The organism is Rheinheimera tilapiae (assembly GCF_042432165.1).
Lineage (GTDB): Bacteria > Pseudomonadota > Gammaproteobacteria > Enterobacterales > Alteromonadaceae > Pararheinheimera > Pararheinheimera tilapiae.
On the sequence record NZ_JBHLXP010000014.1, the window covers coordinates 1 to 4421 of the forward strand.

At 50.6% G+C, this 4421-nt stretch carries 2 tRNA genes and 2 rRNA genes; all 4 read right to left on the reverse strand.

The annotated features are described in order from the left end of the window. Positions 1-96: 96 nt before the first annotated feature. Positions 97-2979: ribosomal RNA gene (locus ACFFJP_RS21320) — 23S ribosomal RNA — on the reverse strand. Positions 2980-3191: 212 nt separating this feature from the next. Next, positions 3192-3267 (reverse strand) — tRNA-Ala (locus tag ACFFJP_RS21325). Between the two features lie 13 nt (positions 3268-3280). Continuing rightward, positions 3281-3357: transfer RNA gene (locus ACFFJP_RS21330), tRNA-Ile, on the reverse strand. An 86-nt stretch (positions 3358-3443) separates the two neighbouring features. Then, positions 3444-4421, reverse strand: a 16S ribosomal RNA gene (locus ACFFJP_RS21335); the annotation flags it as partial.

The following is a 4421-nucleotide window of genomic DNA, read 5'->3' on the forward strand; positions in this document are numbered from 1 at the left end:
TATTGCCACCAGGCAAAAACTGTTTGTCTGTCTTTAACTAAGTAAGCTGATAATTCGTTTCACAACAACACGCACTCAAAACAACTTGGGCGTTGTATGGTTAAGCCTCTCGGGCAATTAGTATGAGTTAGCTTAACGTGTCACCACGCTTCCACACCTCACCTATCAACGTTGTGGTCTCCAACGACCCTTATGTGTGCTCAAGGCACAAGGGATGACTCATCTCTTGGCCGGCTTCCCGCTTAGATGCTTTCAGCGGTTATCCGTTCCGAACGTAGCTACCGGGCAGTGCCATTGGCATGACAACCCGAACACCAGCGGTTCGTTCACTCCGGTCCTCTCGTACTAGGAGCAACTCCAATCAATCATCCAACGCCCACGGCAGATAGGGACCGAACTGTCTCACGACGTTCTAAACCCAGCTCGCGTACCACTTTAAATGGCGAACAGCCATACCCTTGGGACCGACTTCAGCCCCAGGATGTGATGAGCCGACATCGAGGTGCCAAACACCGCCGTCGATATGAACTCTTGGGCGGTATCAGCCTGTTATCCCCGGAGTACCTTTTATCCGTTGAGCGATGGCCCTTCCATACAGAACCACCGGATCACTAAGACCTACTTTCGTACCTGCTCGACGTGTCTGTCTCGCAGTTAAGCTGGCTTCTGCCTTTGCACTAACCGTACGATGTCCGACCGTACTTAGCCAACCTTCGTGCTCCTCCGTTACTCTTTAGGAGGAGACCGCCCCAGTCAAACTACCCACCAGACACTGTCCGCAGTCCCGATAAGGGACCTACGTTAGAACATCAAACATACAAGGGTGGTATTTCAAGGACGACTCCATCAGAACTGGCGTTCCAACTTCATAGTCTCCCACCTATCCTACACATGTAGGGTCAATGTTCAGTGCCAAGCTATAGTAAAGGTTCACGGGGTCTTTCCGTCTAGCCGCGGGTATACGGCATCTTCACCGCAATTTCAATTTCACTGAGTCTCTGGTGGAGACAGCCTGGCCATCATTACACCATTCGTGCAGGTCGGAACTTACCCGACAAGGAATTTCGCTACCTTAGGACCGTTATAGTTACGGCCGCCGTTTACCGGGGCTTCGATCAAGAGCTTCGCTTGCGCTAACCCCATCAATTAACCTTCCGGCACCGGGCAGGTGTCACACCCTATACGTCCTCTCTCGAGTTTGCAGAGTGCTGTGTTTTTAATAAACAGTTGCAGCCAGCTGGTCACTGCGACTCTCCGATGCTTACAGAGCAAGTCTTTCACATTAGAGAGCGTACCTTCTCCCGAAGTTACGGTACTATTTTGCCTAGTTCCTTCACCAGAGTTCTCTCAAGCGCCTTGGTATTCTCTACCTGACCACCTGTGTCGGTTTCGAGTACGGTCAACAGTACCTGAAGCTTAGAGGCTTTTCCTGGAAGCGTAGCATCAGCAACTTCACCACCGTAGTGGCTCGTCTCGTATCTCAGCATTAAGGAACCGGATTTACCTAATCCCTCTGCCTACGTACTTTCACATGGACTACCAACGCCATGCTTGCCTAGCTTTCTCCGTCCCCCCATCGCAGTACTGTCGGTACGGGAATATTAACCCGTTTCCCATCGACTACGGCTTTCGCCCTCGCCTTAGGGGCCGACTTACCCTACCCTGATTAGCATGGGATAGGAACCCTTGGTCTTCCGGCGGGGGAGTTTTTCACTCCCCTTATCGTTACTTATGTCAGCATTCGCACTTCTGATACCTCCAGCAGACTTCACAATCTACCTTCGCAGGCTTACAGAACGCTCCTCTACCACTTGCACATAATGCAAGTCCACAGCTTCGGTGCATGGTTTGAGCCCCGTTACATCTTCCGCGCAGACCGACTCGACTAGTGAGCTATTACGCTTTCTTTAAAGGGTGGCTGCTTCTAAGCCAACCTCCTAGCTGTCTATGCCTTTCCACATCGTTTTCCACTTAACCATGACTTTGGGACCTTAGCTGGTGGTCTGGGTTGTTTCCCTTTTCACGGCGGACGTTAGCACCCGTCGTGTGTCTCCCGAGTAGTACTCATTGGTATTCGGAGTTTGCAAAGGGTTGGTAAGTCGGGATGACCCCCTAGCCTTAACAGTGCTCTACCCCCAATGGTATTCGCTCGAGGCGCTACCTAAATAGCTTTCGAGGAGAACCAGATATCTCCCGGCTTGATTAGCCTTTCACCCCTATCCACACGTCATCCCCTAATTTTTCAACATTAGTGGGTTCGGTCCTCCAGTTAGTGTTACCCAACCTTCAACCTGCACATGGATAGATCGCCGGGTTTCGGGTCTACGCCTTGCAACTATTCGCCCAGTTAAGACTCGGTTTCCCTACGGCTCCCCTATTCGGTTAACCTCGCTACAAAACGTAAGTCGCTGACCCATTATACAAAAGGTACGCAGTCACCCCACAAGGAGGCTCCCACTGCTTGTACGTACACGGTTTCAGGTTCTATTTCACTCCCCTAACAGGGGTTCTTTTCGCCTTTCCCTCACGGTACTGGTTCACTATCGGTCAGTCAGGAGTATTTAGCCTTGGAGGATGGTCCCCCCATGTTCAAACAGGATGTCTCGTGTCCCGTCCTACTCGTTTTCATTCATAACAACGCTTCGTGTACGGGGCTATCACCCTGTATCGCTCATATTTCCAGATGATTCCACTGCATTGCTATCAACTTAAGGGCTAGCCCCCTTTCGCTCGCCGCTACTAAGGGGATCTCGGTTGATTTCTTTTCCTCGGGGTACTTAGATGTTTCAGTTCTCCCGGTTCGCCTCGTATGACTATGTATTCATCATACGATAGTGTGTAAACACACTGGGTTTCCCCATTCGGACATCTGTGAGTCTAACGTCTCTTACCGACTTCTCACAGCTTTTCGCAGGTTAGCACGTCCTTCATCGCCTCTGACTGCCAAGGCATCCACCGTGTACGCTTAGTCACTTAACCATACAACCCCAAATTGTCTTTGACGTCGTACGTTGTTGTGAGTAAGGTTCACAATAAAATTGTTGACCTTATTTATTACTTTCTATCAGCTTACCTAATTGTTAAAGAGCAGTATGAGCGTAAAGCTCAAATCACAACACACCGCAGTGCATTCTGATTTGAACTCAAACAGTTATTTTCTTCGCTTATGATTTCACTTGATTCACAAGGAATGGTGGAGTTAAGCGGGATCGAACCGCTGACCTCCTGCGTGCAAGGCAGGCGCTCTCCCAGCTGAGCTATAACCCCATACAGGCGATATTGGTTGGTCTGAGTAGACTCGAACTACCGACCTCACCCTTATCAGGGGTGCGCTCTAACCACCTGAGCTACAGACCAGCCGTAACCGCAATGGGTCTTACTGTTTGCTCTACATGACAATCAATCATCTGTGTGGACACTTCGTTAAATCTGTTCGCTTTTGGTAAGGAGGTGATCCAACCCCAGGTTCCCCTAGGGTTACCTTGTTACGACTTCACCCCAGTCATGAATCACAAAGTGGTAAGCGCCCTCCCGAAGGTTAAGCTACCTACTTCTTTTGCAACCCACTCCCATGGTGTGACGGGCGGTGTGTACAAGGCCCGGGAACGTATTCACCGCAACATTCTGATTTGCGATTACTAGCGATTCCGACTTCACGCAGTCGAGTTGCAGACTGCGATCCGGACTACGATATGCTTTAAGAGATCCGCTCACTGTCGCCAGCTTGCCTCCCTCTGTACATACCATTGTAGCACGTGTGTAGCCCTACTCGTAAGGGCCATGATGACTTGACGTCGTCCCCACCTTCCTCCGGTTTATCACCGGCAGTCTCCCTAGAGTTCCCGACATAACTCGCTGGCAACTAAGGATAAGGGTTGCGCTCGTTGCGGGACTTAACCCAACATTTCACAACACGAGCTGACGACAGCCATGCAGCACCTGTCTTACAGTTCCCGAAGGCACCAAAGCATCTCTGCTAAGTTCTGTAGATGTCAAGAGTAGGTAAGGTTCTTCGCGTTGCGTCGAATTAAACCACATGCTCCACCGCTTGTGCGGGCCCCCGTCAATTCATTTGAGTTTTAATCTTGCGACCGTACTCCCCAGGCGGTCTACTTAATGCGTTAGCTGCGCTACTCACGGTACAAGACCACGAACAGCTAGTAGACATCGTTTACGGCGTGGACTACCAGGGTATCTAATCCTGTTTGCTCCCCACGCTTTCGCACCTGAGCGTCAGTGTTGTGCCAGGGGGCCGCCTTCGCCACTGGTATTCCTCCAAATCTCTACGCATTTCACCGCTACACTTGGAATTCTACCCCCCTCTCACACACTCTAGTTTTCCAGTTTCAAATGCAATTCCCAGGTTGAGCCCGGGGCTTTCACATCTGACTTAAAAAACCGCCTACGTGCGCTTTACGCCC